Annotated in this window: 18 protein-coding genes and 1 pseudogene; 11 read left to right on the top strand and 8 right to left on the bottom strand. The window is 62.5% G+C overall.

Translation table 11 applies throughout. The features are described from left to right. Positions 1-90: 90 nt before the first annotated feature. From M1E05_RS11180 to M1E05_RS11155, 6 genes are all read left to right on the top strand, one after another. The gene (locus M1E05_RS11180) at positions 91-945 is read left to right on the top strand and encodes a helix-turn-helix transcriptional regulator (protein ID WP_461162949.1); all 855 of its coding nucleotides are present in this window, start codon (positions 91-93) and stop codon (positions 943-945) included. Further along, positions 945-2408, top strand: coding sequence for a Fe-S cluster assembly protein SufB (sufB, locus tag M1E05_RS11175; RefSeq protein ID WP_309106837.1), 1464 nt, complete (start codon positions 945-947; stop codon positions 2406-2408). Before M1E05_RS11180 ends, sufB begins: the two co-directional genes overlap by 1 nt. A gap of 2 nt (positions 2409-2410) precedes the next feature. Continuing rightward, positions 2411-3697, top strand: coding sequence for a Fe-S cluster assembly protein SufD (gene sufD / locus M1E05_RS11170; RefSeq protein ID WP_458114039.1), 1287 nt, complete (start codon positions 2411-2413; stop codon positions 3695-3697). A 20-nt stretch (positions 3698-3717) separates the two neighbouring features. Then, on the top strand, positions 3718-4077 hold the full coding sequence (locus tag M1E05_RS11165; RefSeq protein WP_458114038.1) for a non-heme iron oxygenase ferredoxin subunit: 360 nt from the start codon (positions 3718-3720) through the stop codon (positions 4075-4077). A gap of 80 nt (positions 4078-4157) precedes the next feature. Further along, entirely contained in the window at positions 4158-4955 is a 798-nt protein-coding gene (gene sufC / locus M1E05_RS11160) for a Fe-S cluster assembly ATPase SufC (RefSeq protein WP_247045239.1), read from the top strand. A 12-nt stretch (positions 4956-4967) separates the two neighbouring features. Further along, positions 4968-5300, top strand: coding sequence for a metal-sulfur cluster assembly factor (locus M1E05_RS11155; protein WP_104997920.1), 333 nt, complete (start codon positions 4968-4970; stop codon positions 5298-5300). Positions 5301-5441: 141 nt separating this feature from the next. Here M1E05_RS11155 and ypfJ read toward each other — a convergent pair whose 3' ends face one another. Then, positions 5442-6326, bottom strand: coding sequence for a KPN_02809 family neutral zinc metallopeptidase (gene ypfJ / locus M1E05_RS11150; protein WP_461162948.1), 885 nt, complete (start codon positions 6324-6326; stop codon positions 5442-5444). Between the two features lie 61 nt (positions 6327-6387). Here ypfJ and M1E05_RS11145 point away from each other — a divergent pair, with 61 nt between their 5' ends. Further along, positions 6388-7779, top strand: coding sequence for a class I adenylate-forming enzyme family protein (locus M1E05_RS11145; RefSeq protein WP_461162947.1), 1392 nt, complete (start codon positions 6388-6390; stop codon positions 7777-7779). Then, complete coding sequence (locus tag M1E05_RS11140; RefSeq protein WP_461162946.1) at positions 7772-8995, top strand: thiolase family protein; 1224 nt, start codon at positions 7772-7774, stop codon at positions 8993-8995. The genes M1E05_RS11145 and M1E05_RS11140 overlap by 8 nt, the downstream gene beginning before the upstream one ends. Positions 8996-9038: 43 nt before the next feature. On the opposite strand, the gene M1E05_RS11135 is transcribed toward M1E05_RS11140, so the two are convergent. The 3 genes and pseudogenes from M1E05_RS11135 to M1E05_RS11125 all read right to left on the bottom strand — a co-directional run bounded on the left by M1E05_RS11135 (position 9039) and on the right by M1E05_RS11125 (position 11075). Next, a complete protein-coding gene (locus tag M1E05_RS11135) occupies positions 9039-9662 on the bottom strand; it encodes an energy-coupling factor transporter transmembrane component T family protein (RefSeq protein ID WP_461162945.1) in 624 nt (207 codons plus the stop codon). Further along, a pseudogene (locus M1E05_RS11130) lies at positions 9649-10341 on the bottom strand (energy-coupling factor ABC transporter ATP-binding protein); the annotation flags it as partial. The gene M1E05_RS11135 and the pseudogene M1E05_RS11130, both read right to left, overlap by 14 nt. Positions 10342-10439: 98 nt before the next feature. Continuing rightward, positions 10440-11075: a biotin transporter BioY gene (locus M1E05_RS11125; protein ID WP_458114033.1), complete on the bottom strand. Its 636-nt coding sequence runs from the start codon at positions 11073-11075 to the stop codon at positions 10440-10442. A gap of 312 nt (positions 11076-11387) precedes the next feature. Here M1E05_RS11125 and M1E05_RS11120 point away from each other — a divergent pair, with 312 nt between their 5' ends. From M1E05_RS11120 to M1E05_RS11110, 3 genes are all read left to right on the top strand, one after another. Then, a complete protein-coding gene (locus M1E05_RS11120) occupies positions 11388-12986 on the top strand; it encodes an ABC-F family ATP-binding cassette domain-containing protein (protein WP_458114032.1) in 1599 nt (532 codons plus the stop codon). A gap of 222 nt (positions 12987-13208) precedes the next feature. After that, positions 13209-13421, top strand: a complete 213-nt coding sequence (locus M1E05_RS11115) for a YegP family protein (protein ID WP_461162944.1) — start codon at positions 13209-13211, stop codon at positions 13419-13421. Further along, a complete protein-coding gene (locus M1E05_RS11110) occupies positions 13421-13672 on the top strand; it encodes a hypothetical protein (protein ID WP_461162943.1) in 252 nt (83 codons plus the stop codon). Before M1E05_RS11115 ends, M1E05_RS11110 begins: the two co-directional genes overlap by 1 nt. Positions 13673-13689: 17 nt before the next feature. On the opposite strand, the gene M1E05_RS11105 is transcribed toward M1E05_RS11110, so the two are convergent. From M1E05_RS11105 to M1E05_RS11090, 4 genes are read right to left on the bottom strand one after another with little or no spacing between them, the layout of a single operon-like run. Further along, a complete protein-coding gene (locus tag M1E05_RS11105) occupies positions 13690-14157 on the bottom strand; it encodes a YbaK/EbsC family protein (protein ID WP_461162942.1) in 468 nt (155 codons plus the stop codon). A 15-nt stretch (positions 14158-14172) separates the two neighbouring features. Beyond that, positions 14173-15057 carry an SURF1 family cytochrome oxidase biogenesis protein gene (locus M1E05_RS11100; protein ID WP_461162941.1) on the bottom strand — a complete coding sequence of 295 codons (885 nt, stop codon included), beginning with the start codon at positions 15055-15057 and terminating at the stop codon, positions 14173-14175. Continuing rightward, positions 15058-15327, bottom strand: a complete 270-nt coding sequence (locus M1E05_RS11095) for a hypothetical protein (RefSeq protein ID WP_461162940.1) — start codon at positions 15325-15327, stop codon at positions 15058-15060. It abuts the gene before it with no gap. Next, a complete protein-coding gene (locus tag M1E05_RS11090) occupies positions 15324-15764 on the bottom strand; it encodes a DUF3099 domain-containing protein (RefSeq protein WP_458114026.1) in 441 nt (146 codons plus the stop codon). The genes M1E05_RS11095 and M1E05_RS11090 overlap by 4 nt, the downstream gene beginning before the upstream one ends. Positions 15765-15792 lie beyond the last annotated feature (28 nt).

Here is a 15792-nt window from a genome sequence, read left to right as displayed (position 1 = left end):
TGTCCGAGGTCACACTGAGGCGGCGAGCAGGCCAGCCTAGCCTTACTGGATGCCGGGACTAAATTACGACATTATTATGTTGTGTATTCCATGAGCTCATCCACTTCTGCGCGCTTGATCAGCCGCAGCGCGCCAGCAGGCGTGCCGGCGGTGCTCCAAGCTGTTCCGGCTTCGGCAATCGCCGAGGCTGAGGACCGTACCCGCGACCGCGTTCTGAACGCCGTTCTGGAGCATGGACCGGTGAGCGCCGCTGAGCTTGGTGATCTCCTGGGCTTCACCCCGGCTGCGGTCCGCCGCCACCTTGATCACCTCGCCCGCAGGGGAGTGATCGAAGTAAAGCGCGTGGCCAGGGCCGGCGCCGGTGCAGGCCGTCCCGCCCGCCGTTATGTTCTGAGCTCACAGGGCCAATCAAGCCTCGGCGACGACTACTTGAACATTGCAAGCTCTGCACTCAAGCAGCTTGAGAACATGGCCGGCTCCGAAGCGGTCCGCGAGTTCGCCGTCGAGCGTTTCTCGGATATGGAACGCCGCTATGCGCCGGAAGTTGAAGCAGCCGGGGCTGATATCACTGCAAGGGCGCGGGCCCTGTCCGCGGCCCTCTCCAGGGACGGTTACGTTTCATCCGCAGCTTCCGTTGAAGCCAAGGCGCCCCTTCCCGCCGCGCTCTCCAGCGTCCAGCTCTGCCAGGGCCACTGCCCGATTCAACAGCTCGCTGCCCAGTTCCCGGTGTTCTGCGACGTGGAAACCGAAGTTTTTTCCCGGCTGGTAGGCGTTGACGTGCGCCGCCTCTCCACGTTGGCCCGCGGGGGGCATGTCTGTACTACCCATATACCTACGGGTCGACCGGCGGTTCAGGGGCGGGAAACACCCGCAACACCCCGAACCTCAGAAGTATTGCCGGAAAACCCGGACGAAGTATCCAACCATCTGCAAGAAAGGCCGTGATGACGGACCAACTATCAGAGAAAAAGGTTGCTGACTCTACTGTGATTTCGGAGATTCTGGAAAAGAATCCCGAGCTCCACGGAATCGGCACCTACGAGTACGGCTGGTCCGACAAGAACGACGTCGGCGCCAACGCCCGCCGTGGGATCAATGAGGACGTTGTCCGGGACATTTCGGAGAAAAAGAGCGAGCCCCAGTGGATGCTGGACCTCCGCCTCAAGGGCCTGAAGTACTTCGACCGCAAGCCCATGCCCACCTGGGGTGCGGACCTGTCTGGCATCGACTTCGACAACATCAAGTACTTCGTGCGGTCCACCGAGAAGCAGGCCACCAGCTGGGAGGACCTGCCGGACGACATCAAGAACACGTATGACAAGCTCGGCATCCCCGAGGCCGAAAAGCAGCGGCTGGTCTCCGGCGTCGCCGCCCAGTACGAGTCCGAGGTCGTCTACCACCAGCTGCGTGAAGACCTTGAAAAGCAGGGCGTTATCTTCCTTGATACTGATACTGCGCTGCGGGAGCACCCTGAGATCTTCCAGGAGTACTTCGGCACCATCATCCCTGTGGGTGACAACAAGTTCGCATCGCTGAACACGGCTGTCTGGTCCGGCGGTTCCTTCGTATACGTGCCCAAGGGCGTCCACGTAGACATCCCCCTGCAGGCATACTTCCGCATCAACACGGAAAACATGGGCCAGTTCGAACGCACCCTCATTATCGCGGACGAAGACTCCTACGTTCACTACATCGAGGGCTGCACCGCGCCGATTTACACCTCCGACTCGCTGCACTCAGCCGTTGTGGAGATCATCGTGAAGAAGGGCGCCCGCGTCCGCTACACGACCATCCAGAACTGGTCCAACAACGTGTACAACCTGGTCACCAAGCGCGCCATCTGTGAAGAGGGCGCCACCATGGAGTGGATCGATGGCAACATCGGTTCCAAGGTGACCATGAAGTACCCTGCCGTCTACCTCGTGGGAGAGCACGCCAAGGGTGAAACCCTGTCCATCGCGTTCGCCGGCGAAGGCCAGCACCAGGACACCGGCTCCAAGATGGTCCACATCGCGCCGAACACCAAGAGCTCGATTGTGTCCAAATCTGTGGCCCGTGGTGGAGGCCGCGCGGCCTACCGCGGCCTGGTCCAGGTGCGCGAAGGTGCTAAGCACTCCGCTAACACGGTCCGCTGTGACGCGCTGCTGGTGGACACCATCAGCCGCTCTGACACGTACCCGTACATCGACATCCGCGAAGACGATGTTGTTATGGGACACGAAGCAACGGTGTCCCGGGTCAGCGAAGAACAGCTCTTCTACCTCATGTCCCGCGGTATGCGCGAAGACGAGGCCATGGCGATGATCGTCCGCGGCTTCATCGAACCAATTGCCCGCGAACTCCCGATGGAGTACGCACTCGAGCTGAACCGCCTGATTGAACTCCAGATGGAAGGGTCCGTCGGATAACGATGACTGAAATCACCACCGAAAAAGCGCGAATCGGCGCGCCCTCAGCCCAGCCGTTCATCAACGGTTTCACCGAGGAGGGCGAGAGCCTTTCGCCCATCAATTCCACTGAATCGAAGGCGCCGCTGGCTGGAGCTTCCGCCAAGAGCCACTCCCATGGCGGCGGCGTCGGGATTCCCGACAGCTCACGGGCCGGGCGCCTGACGTCCTACAACCTCGCCGACTTCAAGCCGCTTACCGGCATGGAGGAAGACTGGCGCTTCACGCCACTGAAGCGCCTTCGCGGGCTCCACACGGACGCCTTGACCGGAACTGCCCCTGAGGTGCTTGTCACAGCACCCTTGGGAGTCCTGGTGGAAACGGTTGACCGCAACGACAACCGCATCGGTTCCGCTGCGATTCCTGAAGACAGGGTTTCGGCCAATGCCTGGGAGAACTTCACTGAGGCTACTGTCATCACCGTGCCTGCTGAAGCCCAGGTAACGGATGAAATCAGTGTCCTGATCACCGGCCAAGGTACCGAGGCTTCTGCACAGCACATCGTCATCGAGGCGAAGAAGTTCTCCAAGGCTGTGGTGGTCCTTGACCACCAGGGCACCGCCGTCGTCTCGCAGAACGTCGAGATCCTGGTAGGGGACGGCGCTGACCTCACTGTCATTTCCCTCCAGGAATGGCATGACGATTCCGTGCACGCGTCCTCACAGCAGGCAAAGCTTGGCCGCGACGCGAAGTTCAAGCACATCGTGGTGAGCCTTGGTGGCGACCTGGTGCGCATGACCCCGTCAGCACGCTTCACCGCCACCGGCGCCGAAGTTGAGCTCCTGGGCCTGTACTTCGCCGACGCCGGCCAGCACCTTGAGCAGCGGCTGTTCGTTGACCACTCCGTGGCCAACTGCAAGTCCAATGTTCTTTACAAGGGTGCGCTGCAGGGCAAGAACGCCCACACCGTCTGGGTAGGCGACGTCCTGATCCGTAAGGAAGCAGAAGGCACGGACACCTACGAGGCCAACCGCAACCTGGTTTTGACGGACGGCGCCCGCGCCGACTCTGTCCCGAACCTGGAGATTGAAACCGGCCTGATCGAGGGTGCGGGGCACGCAAGCGCCACCGGACGTTTCGACGACGAGCACCTGTTCTACCTGATGGCACGCGGAATCTCCGAAGAGGTTGCCCGCCGGCTGGTGGTTCGGGGCTTCCTGAACGAAATCATCCAGAAGATCAAGGTGCCGGCGCTCGAGGAGCGCCTCACTGCCGCGGTTGAGCGCGAACTCGCCGCTACCAATAACTGAACGGGTACGGAAACCACCACATGATTGAACAGCCGAAGGGTGAGCTCGTCTGCAGCGCCAGTGAGATCAAACTCAAGCAGGCACTGCGGATCCTGATCGACGACTACCCCGTCGCCATCGTGAAGGACTCGATGGGTGACATCCATGCAATTGGTGACACCTGCTCGCACGCGGACGTCTCTCTTTCGGAAGGTGAAGTCGAGGGTTGCATGATCGAGTGCTGGGGCCATGGATCCCAGTTCGATCTCCGCACGGGAGAGCCCCTTCAGCTGCCTGCCTACGACCCGGTACCGGTTTTCGCGGTCACCATCGAGGGCGACGACGTCTACGTGGACTTCACCAACGTACTCAATGGCGCTGAGGCCCCCAACTTCAGCTAACCGCCAACCGCACATCAAAAACTTCAAGCCAAGAAACCGCACCGCCGCCGGAGGGCATGGTGCAGAGGAGAACAAGACACATGTCTACTCTTGAGATCAAGGACCTGCACGTCAGCATTGACACCGAACAGGGCACCAAAGAGATCCTGAAGGGCGTTAGCCTGACCATCAAGACCGGCGAGACCCACGCCATCATGGGGCCCAACGGCTCGGGCAAGTCCACGCTGGCCTCCACCATTGCCGGCCACCCCCGCTACAACGTCACGGGTGGCACCATCACCCTCGACGGCGAGGACGTGCTGGCCATGAGCGTTGACGAGCGCGCCCGGGCAGGCCTCTTCCTCGCCATGCAGTACCCCGTGGAGGTCCCCGGCGTCAGCATGACCAACTTCCTGCGCACCGCGAAGACCGCCATCGACGGCGAAGCACCGTCCCTGCGTCACTGGACCAAGGACGTCAAGGCTGCAATGGCCCAGCTCCGCATCGATGCTGACTTCACGCAGCGCAACGTCAACGAGGGCTTCTCCGGTGGCGAGAAGAAGCGCGTCGAGATCCTCCAGCTGGAACTCTTCAAGCCGCGCTTCGCCATCCTCGACGAAACCGACTCAGGCCTCGACGTCGACGCGCTCAAGGTTGTGTCAGAGGGCGTCAACCGGGCTCACGCCGAGGGCAACATGGGTACCCTGCTCATCACGCACTACACACGGATTCTGCGCTACATCAAGCCGGACTTCGTCCACGTGTTCGTTGACGGACAGGTAGTCGAAGAGGGTGGCCCGGAATTGGCCGACCGACTCGAAGAAGAAGGCTACGACCGCTACGCTAAAGGCGCCGGGGCAGCGAGCATCGCAGCCGCGGCAGCAGCAGCACAGGCCTAGTAAGGACCAGTCATGACCGAAATCAATACCGCCCGGACGAGCCTTGAGGATGTCGAAGAGGCCCTCAAGGACGTCATTGACCCGGAGCTCGGGGTTAACATTGTGGACCTCGGTTTGCTCTACGGGTTGAAATACTCCGACGACGACGGCGCACTGCTGATCGACATGACGCTCACAACCGCTGCGTGCCCGCTGACGGACGTGCTCGAAGAGCAGGTCGGCAAGGCCCTGGACGGTGTTGTGGACGAATGGCGCCTGAATTGGGTGTGGATGCCGCCATGGGGTCCGGAACGGATTACCGATGACGGCAAGGACCAGATGCGCGCCCTCGGGTTCAACATCTAGATCCCCACCTCCTCCCTGACCTCGCTTAGCTCGGCCAGGGAACCCTCGGCGGCGGAGGCTCCTGTTGAGGAGTTCGACGGCGGCCCGTCACCTTCCCGCGAAGGTGACGGGCCGCCGTCGTGCTTAACGCTTAGTTAGCGTTCAGAGAGTTGCGCCCGAGAAGGTATCGCATTGGTTGATGTCGCCCGTGGAATAGCCCGTGTAGAACCACCGCTGGCGTTGTTCGCTGGAGCCATGAGTCCAGGCTTCGGGGGTGACCCTTCCCGTTGCGGCCTCCTGGATTCGGTCATCGCCGACGGCAGAAGCGGCGGACAGCGCGTCCTTCAGGTCGTGTTCGGTCAGTGGGTCCAGGAAGGGCTGGCCGGAAACAGGGTCCGGCTGAGTGGCGTGGTGCGCCCAGAGGCCGGCATAGCAGTCAGCCTGCAGCTCCACACGGACAGCCCCTGATTCAGGCCCTTGCGGATCCTGCTGGGCGCGGTCCAGGTAACCCAGCACGTTCTGGACATGATGGCCGAACTCATGGGCCACAACATATTCCTGGGCAAGCGGGCCGCCTGATGAACCGAACCGGTCCACGAGCTCCTGGAAGAAACCCGGGTCGAAGTACGCCGTGGTGTCCGCCGGGCAATAGAACGGCCCCACAGCTGACGTGGCCGCCCCGCAGCCGGTGTCTGTGGCATCCCGGAAGATGACAGTTTCAGGTTGCGGGTACTGCCGGTTGTACTGGGCAAGGTAGGACGGCCAGAAAGCGTTCAGGCTGTTCACCGTACCGACGATCCGGCAATCAAGACGTTGGTCCGCGTCCGCTCCGCTCCGGCAGGCCGGCGCGGTTCCCTGGCTCTGGGCTGAGGGGTCCTGTACGGTTCCCCCGAGGCCCTCCAGCAGTTGAGGGTTAACACCGAACAGAAGCGCCAGCAGAAGAACGATTCCCCCGCCTATGCCTCCGCCGATTTTGGTGCCTCGCCCCATGCCCCTACGGTCCTGCACCTGTGATGGATCCAAAGGGACATCGTCATTGAAACTCATAACGTCACAATAGTCCGGCCGGGCGGTGAGGGAACCTTGCTGCGGCGGTAAAGTGGCTCTGATGCCTTTTCTCGACCAACTCCAGCGCTGGGCCAATGAACGTCCCGACGAAACCGCCATTGTTGTTGGCGGCCAACGGCTGACCTGGGAGTCCCTGCAGAAGCTGGCGGCTGACCTGGTACCGGAATCAGCACAAGTGACTGTGCTGACGGAGGGGAATTCTGTTGAATTTGTGGCCCGTTTCGCGGCGGCGGTGGCGGGGGAGCGGCAGTGCGCCGTATTGGATCCGTCCTGGCCGGAGCATTTGCGGAGGGAGGTCCGGTCGCGCCTCGGCGCACCGGCCCCGGCGTTAGGAATGGCGCTTGCCGACGGCCCCGCAGACTCCAGCTTCCTCATCGGCATGACTTCCGGCACCACGTCTGTTCCCAAAGCCTTTACGCGGTCGCGGCAATCCTGGGTTCGTTCCTTCCAGGCCTCCATGGCCTTCTTTGGACTCGACGCAGCGGATAAAACCATGGCCCCCGGACCGCTGGCATCGAGCCTGAACCTCTATGCTCTGTCCGAATGCCTTTACTCGGGTTCCGAGTTCCATACCCTCGAAAGCTTTGACGTCGGGGATGTCCACGCCGCCATCACCCACGACGGAATCACCCGCCTGGTGCTGGTACCCACGATGCTCAGGCTCCTGAGCGAACGCGGCCTCCTAGGAGGCGTAGATGCCTCCGGAGTCCGGAGCATCATTTGCGCCGGGTCCAAGCTGGACGCCCGGACCCTTGAAGCCGCCCGGAGGTGGGCGCCGAACGCCACCCTTTTCGAGTACTACGGTGCCTCGGAACTGAGCTTTGTCTCCGGACTGGGCCTCGCTCCAGGTCAGACCCCTTCGCCGGGCGGGTCCGGAATCGGGCGCCCGTTTCCCGGGGTGGAAGTCCTGATCATGGACGACGACGGCGGAATCCTGCCCGACGGCGCCGACGGCAACATCTGCGTGCGAAGCGGCATGGTGAGCAACGGCTATCTGTGGGGAGACGACGGCCAGGCACTTCGGCGCTTCGGCGACTGGTTCACGGTCGGCGACCAGGGCTACCTGGCGGACGGGGAGCTGCACATCCTGGGCCGCCGCTCGGACATGATCATCACCTCAGGCAAAAACGTCTACCCGCATGAGGTGGAACTGGCTCTGGCTTCCGTGCCGGGAGTCGCAGCCGCGGTAGCTGCGGGGATGCCGGACGATCTTCGCGGTCAACGTGTTGTGGCCGGCATTGTTCCCTCCCACGGCGGCGTCACTGCCACACAGGTGAAAACAGGGCTCGAAGAGGTACTGGCCCGCGACAAGCGGCCCATTCAGTACTACATCCTGCCCGAGCTCCCGTTGACTGACCGCGGCAAGGTCAGCCGGCAGCTTCTGCTCGACTGGATTGGCGAGGGCGACCGGAAGGCCCGACGGCTTGTCTGAAACCGGAAACGACGATTCCCGCGGTGTGACCGCTCTTCCTGACGATCGTCAGCCGGTGATTATCGAGGCCCGGCGCACACCGCTCTGCCGCTCAGGAGGAGCACTCAGTTCCCTGCGTGCTCACGAACTGTTGGCGCCCGTGCTGGCCGCCCTGCTGGCGGAATCCGGGCTGAGCGCCGACGCTGTCGCTGACGTGGTGGTGGGCAACGCTGTAGGAGCGAACGGAAATGTTGCCCGGCTGGCCCTGCTGGAGGCCGGACTGCCTGTGTCAGTGCCGGGAGTCACCGTTGACCGCCAATGCGGTTCGGGTCTGGACGCGATCGTGCTCGCCTCCCGCATGGTGGCCGCAGGCGGCAACGGTGCCTACCTCGCTGGCGGCGTTGAGAGTATCAGCACGGCCCCGCTGCGGGCCCACCGCGGGATTGCGGGTGAGCCTGAATTTTTCAGCCGGGCACAGTTTGTGCCGCACAGCTACGGGGACCCGGACATGGGCGTTGCCGCCGACAATGTGGCAGTGCGCTATGGCATCAGCCGGGAACGCCAGGATGCCTTCTCGCTGGAAAGCCACCGCCGCGCCCTGGAAGCGGCAAAGGCCGGATTCTTCGAGTCCGAAATCCAACCCCTCCAGAGCGCCGGCGGCAGGACCGGCACCGGCATCGTCAAGGACGATGACGGGCCACGCCCCAGGCTCACCGCCGGCGTGCTTGCAAGGTTCCCTCCGGCCTTCAGCACCCAGGGAACTGTAACTGCAGGCAACTCATGCTTCGACGCCGACGGAGCAGCCGCCGTCGTCATCACCTCCCTCCAACGGGCACGTGAGCTGGGGGCCCGGGACGGACTCCTGGTGCTTGGAACGGATACTGCAGGCGTGGATCCGGAGTTATTGGGGATTGGGGCGGCTTCCGCGGCTGCCAGGCTCCTGGCGGCTCAATTCGTCACAGCCCAGGACCTGGACCTGGTGGAATTCAATGAGGCCTTCGCCTCGCAGACGCTGGCCTGCCTCGATCTGCTGGGCCTGGATCCGGGTCAGGTGAACCGGGACGGGGGCGCACTCGCGCTGGGCCATGCCTATGGTGCTTCCGGGGCCGTCCTCGTGACCAGGCTGCTGGCCCAGTCCCGCCGGAGTCCAGGACAGGAGAGGCTTGCCCTTGCCATGATCAGCATTGCCGGAGGCATGGGGACAGCGGCTTTGTTCCGCTATGGGGCTATCAGCTGACAGGCAGGGGCAATGCCGCTGGCCTGATTGCTTGCAGCGGGCGTCAGTGGTCGGCTTCGCCCAGGCCGCGCGCTGCAAGAGCGTCACCCGTCTGGCGTGCGAAGGCCACGGTGGTGATGAAGACGGGAAGAATACGTGCCCTCGGGTTCCGTTCAAGCCCCCGCGCCCGGGCAGAGTTCCGAACATCTGAATAGGCGCCGGCGATGTACGGGATACTCCTGAGCATGATGGCAATGGTCAGGGCGAAGCGTTCAGGGTCAGCCCCGAAGCGCTGGAACGGACGCGCCGCGCTGCCCACACCGTCGAGGAGCCGTTGAATGGGTGTGGTTGCCGTCAGCAGCGAGGCAGCCACAATGCATACCAGAATATTCAGAACGATCCGCCCCGCTGTCGGTGCCCCCAACTGCCACCACTGGAACAACCCGATCACCAGCAGGACCGGCAGGACGGGACGCACGGCACGGAAAAGTCTCCGGACGCCCGCGCCGCTGACCAGAAACAGGGCGCACATGAGCGCCAGCACGCCTGCCGACACCGCCCAGTCCACAATCAGGAATGACGCCAGGCCGCAGGCAAATACGCCCAGGAACTTCAGCCAGAGGGGTGCCCGGTGGATCGGAGAGGTCCCCGCCACGTAATTCACCAGCAGGAAGTTAGAACCGCTCACGGATACTCCCCTCACGGATAGCCCCGAGCGGTTCCCGGGCTTCTTCCCCAACCGGTGCTGCCGGCGGAAGCGGGGGAAGGGAAGCTGCGGACAGCTGACGGTAATGCGCGACGGCGGCACTTGGGGCGCCGTCGAACACTATCCTTCCGTCATCCACCACAAGGACCCGGTCCATGTCCTGAACCAGGTCCAGGTCATGGGTGGACATCACCACCTGCTGTTCCAGTCCGGCAATCGTGCGCCGAAGGAGTTCCCGGTTGCGAAGGTCCAACAGGGTGGACGGTTCATCCAGTACCAGCACAGACGGCGCAACAGCCAACACCGTTGCGAGGGCAAGAAGTTGCCGTTCCCCGCCGGAGAGTTCATAGATGCTTTGGTCAGCAAGGGGCAGCAATCCAAAGCGCTCCAGGGTTGACTCGGCGATGAGGCGGCGTTCGTGTGCGTTCCGGATGGAACGCCTAAGTGACAGCTCCACGTCCTCCCGCCCGGTCGGCATCACGAGCTGGGAGAGCGTATCGGTAAAAACAAAACCTACCTCCCGGCGAACAGAGCGGACGTCTCGCAGGGTGTCTTTGCCCTTGACGGTCACTTTGCCCGAGCTGGGCTCCACCAGGCCATTCAGAAGCCGGAGCAGGGTTGACTTCCCCGAACCGTTTGCTCCGATCACACCCACACGCTGCTCAGCCAGCGTCAGGGATATCCCGCTGAGCAGCACCTTGGACCTCTCGGCCCCATCGACGACGACCTCGACCCTCACTTGGTCCAGGACTATCGAGTTCACGGCAGGCGGCTCTTGCTCCTGGCCGGACGCACGAGGAGGTCGGGGAAGGCTTTGTGAAGGGCGAGGGCGATGGTCACAGCGAGGACGTTCTTAATGATGTCACCGGGGTAGAAGGCAAGGTCGGCAAGGACAGCCTTCGACAGTTCGAGCTTGGCGTTGACCACCATTCCCAGCACGCCCAGGGCGTGAACCAGCACGATGCTGCTGACCATGCAAGCGCCAAACAGCAGGACACCCCGGTACTTCACTGTGCGCTGGATGATCACGACGGCGAGCCAGCCCACCGCGGCGGCAGCCAGCGGGAAGGCAATGATGTAGCCCGCCGAAGGCCCCGCCAGAATACCCAGGCCGCTGCGCCCGCCGCTGAAGATGGGCAGCCCGGCCAGGCCCAACAGCACGTAGAGCCCGACTGCGGCAAACGCACGTCCCGGGCCCAGCACCAGTCCGGTGAGCATGACCGCCAACGTCTGCAGGGTAATGGGTACGCCGAGCCCGCCGACGGGAATAGCGGCAATCAGAGCCGAGCCGGCAACGAGCGCGGCGAAAACAGCGATGAGACCGAGATCCGTCGCGTTCCAGCGCTTGCGTTGCACGGGCGAATGAGTGGTGACGGCATTGTCAGTTTGGGTCATGGTGAATCCTGTTCTCGGGTGCAGGCAGAAGCCGCCGGCACAAAACTACGTCTGGATTCTGACGATACGTCCCGCCGACTGCGCGTTTTTTGTAGGGGGTCTACTAATCCCGGGGCGCGGCATTGTTCTTTGTGAGAGCATCCGCCGAGCATGGGGCACCAGGAGGATTGTTTCCGGTGACCTCTGCGTTTCAGGCGGCGCTGGCCCTGCCGGTAGACTGGTAGAGGCCGTTCTCTCGGCTACCTGCCCCGGCCCCAACAGATCCTATCCGTTGTGCTGCGGCGTTCCCTGTTGTGAAAGGCATTACCTGCTGTGATTACCGTCCAGGATCTTGAACTGCGCGCCGGCGCCCGTCTCCTTATGGACCAGGTGAGCTTCCGGATCGACAAGGGAGACAAGATCGGCCTGGTAGGCCGGAACGGTGCAGGAAAGACCACTCTGACCCGAGTCCTGGCGGGGGAGGGCTTGCCGGCTGCGGGAAAAGTAACGCGCAGCGGTGAGATCGGGTACCTGCCGCAGGACCCGCGCACCCCGGACATGGAACAGCTGGCGCGCGACCGTATCCTGTCCGCCCGTGGCCTTGACGTCGTGGTGGGCAAACTCAAGCAGGCCCACGAGGATATGGCCAGCGATGACGCCACCATCCAACGCAAGGCCATGAACCGTTACGACCGTCTGGAGGCCGAGTTCCTCGCGGGCGGCGGCTATGCAGCCGAGGCGGAGGCAGCGTCGATTTCCTCAAACCTCGCTCTGCCGGACCGCATCCTCAATCAGCCGCTCAAAACGCTTTCCGGTGGCCAGCGCCGTCGCGTTGAGCTGGCCCGGATCTTGTATTCAGGCGCCGAGACCATGCTCCTTGACGAACCGACAAACCACCTTGACGCCGATTCCATCTCCTGGCTGCGCGACTTCCTCAAGAACCACCAGGGCGGGCTGATCGTGATCAGCCACGACACCGAATTGCTGGAAGCCACCGTCAACAAGGTCTTCCTGCTGGATGCGAACAGGGCGCAGATCGACTTCTACAACATGGACTGGAAGCGCTACCTGCTCCAGCGTGAGACGGACGAGCGCGCGCGTAAGCGCGAACGAGCCAACGCCGAGAAGAAGGCCCAGGTCCTGTTTGACCAAGCCAACAAGATGCGGGCCAAGGCAACTAAGGCTGTCGCCGCGCAGAACATGGCGAAGCGGGCCGAGCGCTTACTGAAAGGCCTGGAGGCTGTGCGTGAAAACGACCGCGTGGCTGCCCTCCGGTTCCCCGACCCCTCGCCGTGCGGGAAGACTCCGCTTACCGCCGAAGGCCTCAGCAAGTCCTACGGCTCACTTGAGATCTTCACCGACGTCGATCTTGCCATCGACCGCGGTTCCAAGGTCGTCATCCTCGGCCTCAACGGCGCGGGCAAAACCACACTGCTCCGCATGCTCGCTGGCGTCGACAAGCCCGACACCGGTGAAATTGTCCCCGGGCACGGGCTGAAGGTGGGCTACTACGCCCAGGAGCATGAGACGCTCGACGTCGAACGCACGGTCCTGCAGAACATGCGCTCTTCTGCTCCGGACATGCAGGATGCCGAGGTGCGCGGCATCCTCGGCTCGTTCCTGTTCTCAGGGGATGACGTCGACAAACCGGCAGGCGTCCTCTCCGGCGGCGAGAAAACCCGCCTCGCCCTGGCCACCATCGTGGCTTCCAGCGCGAACGTACTGCTCCTTGACGAGCCCACAAACAACCTGGACCCTGCCAGCCGCGCCGAAATTCTGGGTGCGCTGCGCAACTACAGTGGCGCCGTCGTTCTCGTCAGCCACGATGAGGGGGCAGTCGAAGCCCTCAACCCTGAGCGTGTGGTTCTGTTGCCGGATGGCGTTGAGGACCTTTGGAACGAGGACTATCTGGATCTGATCACGCTGGCCTAGCAGGCCCTCGCTCTCAAACCAGCACTAGTACCGAAGCGCAGCGTTCGGGATATTGTGGGCTGAAGTCTGCCCCGGTAGGCTGGGGCGGAGGTCAAGCAGCGGCCCATGACTCTTCCTCACAGGGGTAAGAAACATGGACCGTGAACTGTGTGTTGACCCATCCCACCGAATCCTGCGCATAACACTAAGGCGTCGCGCCGTGCTGCCCCCAGACGGACAGACGTGAGCGCAACATTTGAACTCCTGACCGACGACACTGGCCAGTTCCGGGTGGTGCTCCTTTCGGAGCATCGCGAAATTCTGGCTGCCTCCGTGCCGTATGCAGATAAAGCACGGGCCGCCGCCGGAATAGCAAAGGTCCGCGAGATCGCCGGAACGGGCCTCATCGTCGGAGCGAATTTGTCCTTCGATCAAAGACGAAAATGGAAGGTGTAATGAACCTCAAAGATGAGTGGGAAAGGCTTGATTCGGAGACACGGACGTGGCTGCTGGAGAATCCTGGATGCGTGATCCTCCCGCGAACCATGTCAGCCAGGATCCGCAGGGACGCCAGCGGGAAGATTGAATGTGACCGGCACGGCCAGATCCCGCTCTCCAGGGAGGACCTGGACTTCATTCGGGAGAAATCAAGCAGTGCCGGTTCGGTCACGTCGGAGCACCGGTTCTTTGACGCAAACCAGCCCTGACATCGTTGGCAGCGGTCTCAGCGGACGTCCATAACCTCCGCGTCAGTGATTCGCTGCAGGTCCCGGTAGGTGATGGAGAACATGGAGTTGTGGTCTCCGGCTCCGGCCCAAAGGATTTCGTGCTGCTCGAGTGTGGAGTCCAAAAGGGTCCGTATCTTGCGGGGGTGGCCCAGCGGCGCTACTCCGCCGACTTCCTGCCCTGTGTGTTCAAGGACGAAGCGGGCTGTGGCACGTCGTATCCGCTCGGAGCCCAACTGTGATGCGACGTAGTCCGTGTCCACCCGCGCGGCTCCACTGGCAAGGATCAGGAGTGGGCCGCCGTCGAGTTCGAATACCAGACTGTTGGTGATGGCCCCGAGTTCGCAACCCAGCACCGATGCTGCAGCGGACGCCGTGGGCACCTTAGTCTCAAAGACCTTCACCGTGTCCCGGACGCCGGCTTCAACCAGGGCTCGCTGCACATTGGCAACGGCGTCCGGATTCATCGCAATTACTTCCTCTCAGTAGCCTTGCGCGTCCAGGATGGCATCTTCCTCTTCCTCTGAGGTTGCTTTCCTGGCTTTTCGGGGGAGCGGACGACGACGGTGCTGCGCTACGGCGGCGTGCTCGACGTCGGTTTCGGTCCCTGAGTGTCCTGCCAGATCGTCTTCGGCGTCAAGCGCCGCGTTTCTTGCCTGCTGTCTCGCCGCGTAGCCGAAACCGACGAACATCAGGATGCCGAACGCAAACCACTGCAGGGAGTAAGAGAGGTGCGTGCCCTCCTCCACAGACGGTTTCGGGAAGGCGACTGGCATGTCTGCTGTCGGAGGAGTTTCACTGGCGAGTTGGCCGTAAGCGCCCGTCATCAGGGGATAACCGAGCTCTGCTGCGTAAGTGGGGAGATCGATGCTGGCGAGCTGGCCTTCCGGGGCGCCACGTTGAAGTTGCGGTTCACCTGCCTTGAGGCGCACCACCACTGTGACCTTTCCTGCAGGAGGGGCCGGTATGGCATCCGGCCTGCCCGGATTGTTGTTCCCGATGGGCAGCCAGCCGCGGTCCACCACCACCGTCTCACCCGTCTCAAGCCGGAACGGGACGAGCACCTCATAACCGGGCTGCCCGTTGAGAGGCCGGTTGCGCACAATCCGTTGGCCCTGATTGTCGTAGGAGCCCTTCAGCTCAACCTGCGCCCACTCACGTTCCGGATCAAGGTGCTCAAACTGGTCCCGGGCTTCTGAGAAGGCCAGGGGTTCTGCCGAGTAGTTGCTCGTCACCCTGTTGATCTCTGCCAGGGTCTCGGCCCGCCTGTCCATCTGCCAACGGCCCAGAAAGACACAAGCCGATGCAAAGACTGCCGCCAACACCAAGTAGCCCAGCCACTTGCTGGAAAAGAGAAAGCGGTACATTCAGTGGTCCCTGCCTGCCGGGAGATTTCCGGGACCCGAAGGAAGTTCACCAAGTTCCAGGGTTTGCTTCCAAAGTCCCCGCGTCTGCAGGTATTCCTCAAGCCAGGTCCGGTGTTCCTCGCACGCCAGCCAAATCTTACGCCGTTCCGGAGTATGAATTTTTGGATTGTTCCAAAGCAGCTGCCACGAGGCTGCTTTACGGCAACCCTTCCGTGAACACCTGGCCTCGGGGATAGCGGTGTCGCTCCCGGCAAGATCAAAAATACTCATGAAGCTCCGCGGTCCTCGCCCTCTACGTTGTCCCCGTTGTCTTCCAGGAGTTCGCCCTGCAGCACCACAACCTGGTCATCACCGTCCGCAGCCTTTTGCGTCGGTTCCGGCATGTCTAATTCCGCCAAGGGAGCTGATTCCAATAGTGAATCGCTATGAATTTCCGCCTTGTCGCCGCCATTTGCAATGACAACAGCAATCCAAGGGAGGAACACCGCACCGGCAACAGCAATGATCTTCAACCAGCCGTCCAGAACGAAGACGAGGATAAGGCAGACCATACGGATACCCATCGCCACCGCATACTTGATCATCCGCTGACGCATCTCTTCAGAATGTGCCGTGGCGGCATCGGTGATGCTGTGTACCTCGGCGTCACCTGAGGCGTTGTCCGGCTCCCTGGATGCCCGGGAGGCCCGTCGGTGTTCAAGTGTCACGGCTGAATAATCACACTCCAAAGGCTTG

Source organism: Arthrobacter sp. R4-81, from assembly GCF_054792365.1.
The sequence above is the reverse complement of the archived record's forward strand: the minus strand, read 5'-3'. Positions and strand labels throughout refer to the sequence as shown.